Source organism: Wolbachia endosymbiont of Drosophila baimaii (assembly GCF_028982185.1).
Taxonomy (GTDB): domain Bacteria; phylum Pseudomonadota; class Alphaproteobacteria; order Rickettsiales; family Anaplasmataceae; genus Wolbachia; species Wolbachia pipientis.
Map to the genome: position 1 here is coordinate 1 of NZ_JAPQLE010000004.1, position 5,037 is coordinate 5,037.

The 5,037-nt window shown below is 36.0% G+C and carries 4 protein-coding genes; 2 read left to right on the forward strand and 2 right to left on the reverse strand.

Annotated elements, in window-relative coordinates; all coding sequences use genetic code 11:
- Window positions 1-146: 146 nt before the first annotated feature.
- Window positions 147-2,168: an ATP-dependent DNA helicase RecG gene (gene recG / locus OZD66_RS00060; protein ID WP_182367148.1), complete on the reverse strand. Its 2,022-nt coding sequence runs from the start codon at window positions 2,166-2,168 to the stop codon at window positions 147-149.
- A gap of 296 nt (window positions 2,169-2,464) precedes the next feature.
- On the opposite strand from recG, the gene OZD66_RS00065 reads away from it, so the two are divergent.
- Entirely contained in the window at window positions 2,465-3,295 is an 831-nt protein-coding gene (locus tag OZD66_RS00065; RefSeq protein WP_182367146.1) for a hypothetical protein, read from the forward strand.
- Here OZD66_RS00065 and miaA read toward each other — a convergent pair.
- The gene (gene miaA, locus OZD66_RS00070; RefSeq protein ID WP_065094524.1) at window positions 3,292-4,176 is read right to left on the reverse strand and encodes a tRNA (adenosine(37)-N6)-dimethylallyltransferase MiaA; all 885 of its coding nucleotides are present in this window, start codon (window positions 4,174-4,176) and stop codon (window positions 3,292-3,294) included. The genes OZD66_RS00065 and miaA overlap by 4 nt on opposite strands.
- Window positions 4,177-4,251: 75 nt before the next feature.
- On the opposite strand from miaA, the gene OZD66_RS00075 reads away from it, so the two are divergent.
- Entirely contained in the window at window positions 4,252-4,722 is a 471-nt protein-coding gene (locus tag OZD66_RS00075) for a hypothetical protein (RefSeq protein ID WP_182309938.1), read from the forward strand.
- Window positions 4,723-5,037: the final 315 nt, after the last annotated feature.

The following is a 5,037-nucleotide window of genomic DNA, read 5'->3' on the forward strand; positions in this document are numbered from 1 at the left end:
AACATAAGACGCCGATACATTAAGTAATCCTTACCTTTTAATCTGCAGATTGGCGAAAGCAAATACAATAGCTTCAGTTTCATGATAAGGGGGCTGGCGAGGTTTGTCAAGGAAGTTTTTTTGTTTCTGCGGGCTACCTGGTTTTCCTACTGAAATTTTGAAAAATGTAATCTACTCCTATATTCAAATATATCAAGCAGTAATTCAAAATCAGCCATTGCGCCTTTTGCGTTATTATACGCGAGATTGAGCAGCTCTTTGTCCTGATATAAATCAGCAAATTTAAATTCCATACATCCTGATTGTTTTGTGCCTAAAATATCTCCACTGCCTCTTAGCATCATATCCCTTTCAGCAATGTAAAATCCATCTTGTGACTCACACATGATCTTTAACTTTGAAGATGAGCTTTTACTTAAATTATCGTATAATAATACACAAAAAGATGGCTTATTTCCTCGCCCTACTCTGCCTCTTAACTGATGCAATTGTGATAACCCAAATTGCTCTGCATTTTCTATAATCATGATGGTTGCGTCTGGCACATCTATACCAACTTCTATCACAGTGGTTGCAACAAGCAGAGAAAATTCATTTCTTTTGAAGGAAAACATAACTTGATCTTTCTGCTCCTGAGTCAATTTTCCGTGTATTATCCCGACTTTATCAAGAAATGTTTTTTGTAATTCCTGAAAACGCATCTCTGCTGCAGCAATATTGGTCTCTTCGTTTTCTTCTATATATGGACAAATCCAATATGCTTTTTCGCCCCTGTTTATAGCACCTTTTAGCTTTTCAATAACATCTGGCACCCTACTAATGTTCATAGTTACAGTTTTTATTGGCAATCTGGATTTTGGTTTTTCTTTCAAAATTGAACATTCAACATCACCATACATAGCTTGCTGCAAGGTTCTTGGAATGGGAGTTGCAGTAACGAAAAGTATATCGGCATTTTCTCCTTTTCCTACCAAGCGATTTCTCTGCATCACTCCAAATCGCTGTTGCTCGTCTATGACTGCAAGCCCTAAATTTTTAAATGTAACGTTAGCTTGAAATAGTGCATGAGTGCCAATCACTATATTTAAAACACCACTTGCAAGTTCGTTCATGATAATCTTTCTTTCCTTGCGCGAAGTTTTACCAGTAAGCAGCGCAACTTTTATATCGGTACAGGATAAAACTTCCTCAATCCAATTATAATGTTGCTCCGCCAAGATAGTAGTCGGTGCCATTAGAGCTGCCTGCATGTTGTTTTCTACCACATTCATCATCGCAAAAAGTGCAACTACGGTTTTGCCACTACCAACATCACCTTGTAGCAAACTTATCATGCGATACTTGGATTTTTGTCTCTCTGAGATCTCATCTATTGCACGAGTTTGATCATTTGTTAATTGAAACGACAATTCATTTAAAACTTGCTCTTTGTATTTACTCAATATTACAAATTCTCTTCCCCTTTCTTTCACATGATTTTTTCTTGCAAGTTTCAGCGCTAGCTGATACGCAAACAATTCATCATAAGCAAGCCTTTTTCTACAAACCTCAGCTTCCGCCAATGAGCTTGGTCTGTGCAACTTTATGATGCTTTCCCTCCAACTTAACCATTTTTTTTGCTTGATTAATGTATCATCTATCCACTCTGGTAAATCAGGCAATTCCTTTAGATTAGAGCTTATTATGTTCCCAATGCGCTTATTGGTAATGCCACGGCATAATTGGTAAACTGGCTCTATGCAAGCTATTTCTTTAAATTGGTTGATGTCAAGCGACACGTAATCTGGATGAGTAATTTGCCAATGTTCAGCAAATTTTTCGAGTTTGCCACTGATGATCACATTCGCTCCAATTGGAAATAGTTTATATAAATACTTAACTGAGTAATTAAAAAAGACTATGAATATATACTGACTCTCACTTTCAACGACTATTTTATATGGTCTACCTCTAAAAGTGGGCGACTGATGCTCATAAACTTTTGCAATGAAAGTTGTAAATTCTCCAACTCGAGCATCAGATAGTAACTTGCTTCTATCCACATAACTAAGTGGCTTATAAAACAGCAGATCCACCACCTTGTCCCCACCACAAAGTTTAGGCAATATTGCGGAATGGAACTTAGGTATATTCTCCAGCCTGCTATTTAGAAAAATCTGATTGCTCATTGAGATTCATACATGTGTAAAACTGTTATAGAGCCTTTTTAAAATCTTGTCACCTTATGGTCAGGTATGCACTATAGCTAGCACAGCTCTCCAACGTTATACCGCGATTCATTCGCGGTATCTCAGCCGCTAACACGTAACGGAATGACGAATTTGTTGTTTTTAAAATCGTCGGTAAGCCTAAGTTACCCCTAACTATATTTGCTATCATAGGGCTTATAGTAGGTATTTTATTAACTTATTAATCATTTTTATATATTATTATACTATCAGCAGTCTATATCAAGGTATTCATAATGAGTAGCTCTATATCAGAAGAAAAGGAAAATCCAGTAGTTACATTAAGAGCTCAAGCAGAAAAGTTTGGTTTTAGCAAGTTAAGAGCTGGTAAAGACAATGCTGAAGCGAATTCTGGTAATACAGCGTTCTTAGATTTTCAGAGAATGGATTTTGTTATTAACGGCAAAAGTATAAGTAGAGATTTGATTGCCGAGCTATACAAAGAACATGATAGTTTACTGCCAAAAAGTGAAGGTAAAAATGAAGACTACCGCCCATTTGCAAGAAAAGTTTTTAAGGAGATGTTCAAATACGCTAAGGCAGAAGTTCCAAGTGACTCTATCTTGGAAGAATTAGTTATCAATTGTAATCAAGCAGGATATGAAGCTGGTGTACATATAGAGTTTCAAGGTGGACTTAGCCAGCATTCATTCATAATAGAAAGCCCTGAAAAAGTAATAAGTATTGACTGTGTTAGCCAAAATAATGTGAGTGTTAAATCTGATATGACATTACCAATATTTTTCCAAAGGAGTGACGGTACATTCGGTGACAAGGTGTGTGATCTATCCAGCTCACTAGAATTCACGCTTAAGTCTCAAGATGATAAAAATGTAACATACACAAATGGTAACTTGTCACTTACTGTTCCTGAGAGACTGAAGGACTATAATATAGGTGATAAAAGCTTATTTGACATTATAAAAGAATACTTTCAGAAATTGTGCGAGAGGCTTGGATTTTTTAAAATAAAAATAGAGCATGGTTTAGGCGATCCACTAGAAGTAAGCGACCATCTGGAAAATATGGAACCCCCTATTCGTAGTAATGAGCACGGCCTGAATTAAAATATCTTGAGCTTGTTTGCACAATCAATCACTTCAGCATTTAGAAATTGTTTTTTAAACCAGGTATACTGACGTTTCGCGTAGTGTCTTGTGTTTGTTTGAGCAATTTGTATCGCTTCGTCTAAAGTAATCTCACCTTTCAAGTACTTTATAATTTCTGGCACTCCGTGTGCTTTCATAGCTGGCAAATGTGGGGCTAGGTTCATGCTAAGTAGCTTTTTTACTTCATCAATTGCTCCATTTTCAATCATTGTAATGAAACGAGAATTTATTTTTCGGTATACATCTTCACGTTTAGGCAGAATTGTATATATCTTAAAATTATTGAATAAAGGAGGCTGTCTATTCTCTTGCCATACAAAAATTGACTTGCCAGTTTCAGTGATAACTTCAAGTGCCCTTGAAAGGCGGTGCGAGTCATTCATGAACACTTTACCTTGAATCCTTGGATCTTTGCTTAGCGCTAATTTGTAAAACTCCTCTTTACTTAAATTTTTCCTTAATTCGCTTACATTTTTCCTCACTTCCTGACTTATTTGTGGCATTGATGATAAGCCTTTGATTAAACTGCTGATGTAAAGCCCGCTTCCTCCAGTGATGATAGGTATTTGAGCATTTTCTAATGCGTGATTAACTTCTTTTTCTAAATCTTCTAACCATAGACCCACGGAATAATTTTCTTTTGCTGAAACATAACCATATAGTTTATAAAATACTTCTTGCTTTGGTGGTTGAGCGGTAATTATGGGAATTTCTTCATATACCTGCTTTGAATCACAATTTATTATACTAATATTTCCATATTTTTCTATCAGGTTATCGCATAATTCTGATTTACCTGAGGCCGTAATTCCTGTAATAATTACTATATTATTTTTCATTTATATTAATTTAATTAACATATGATAAAGTGTAGTAAAAGTTTGGATTCTACAATCTAAAGTTTGGAGATTTTTATGGCAGAAAACAACGACAATAATTCATTTACTAAGCGTTTCACAAACAGGACTCCTGGCGGTACAGGGGAAGGTTTTTCCAGTAAGTATTCGTCTCAAAACACCAAAGAACGGGCATTAGGGGAAAAAGGAAAAATTTCTGAATTAGCAGGCAAAAAAACCGAATCCAAGGAAGCTTTTTCTGAAAGTGGCGGCATAAAAAGTAAAAGCAGAACTGTCAATGAAAGATCTTTTGCTGATGCAACAAAAAGAAGTAGGTCAGATCTTATATACTTAGTCCGTGGTAAAGATCGTGGAAAATCAGCGTGGCATTATGTATTAGTTGATAAAGAGAAAAGAGAAATGTTTCTAGCAAAAAGCAGAACTGGCTCTATAGATGTTGCAGACTATGGAGAGATTTTGTATTCAGGATGGGGAGAGGATCCACCACAGGCAATAGTTGATAAAGTCAATGAAGAGTTTGGGTTGTAGCAAGTCTGCATAACAAATGGTAAGCTGCGTTGTATTATATTCACAAAAACTAGCGTATCTGTTTAGAGGAGTGGCTAATGTGCAAATATTGAAGCAAAGTGCGTGACACACAGCTGTACGAACATTGCAATATGGTACATAGTAAACGATGTCATTCCAGTGCTTGACACTGGAATCCAGCTTTTTCATAATCATCAAAATGTTGTATTTTAACATAAAACGGCTACTTTTATGCTTACCAACTTAATAAAATTCCTGGATCCCAGTGGGCTTTGTTGCATAGCAACTGAAAAAATCTGGTGGCTACTGACAAAA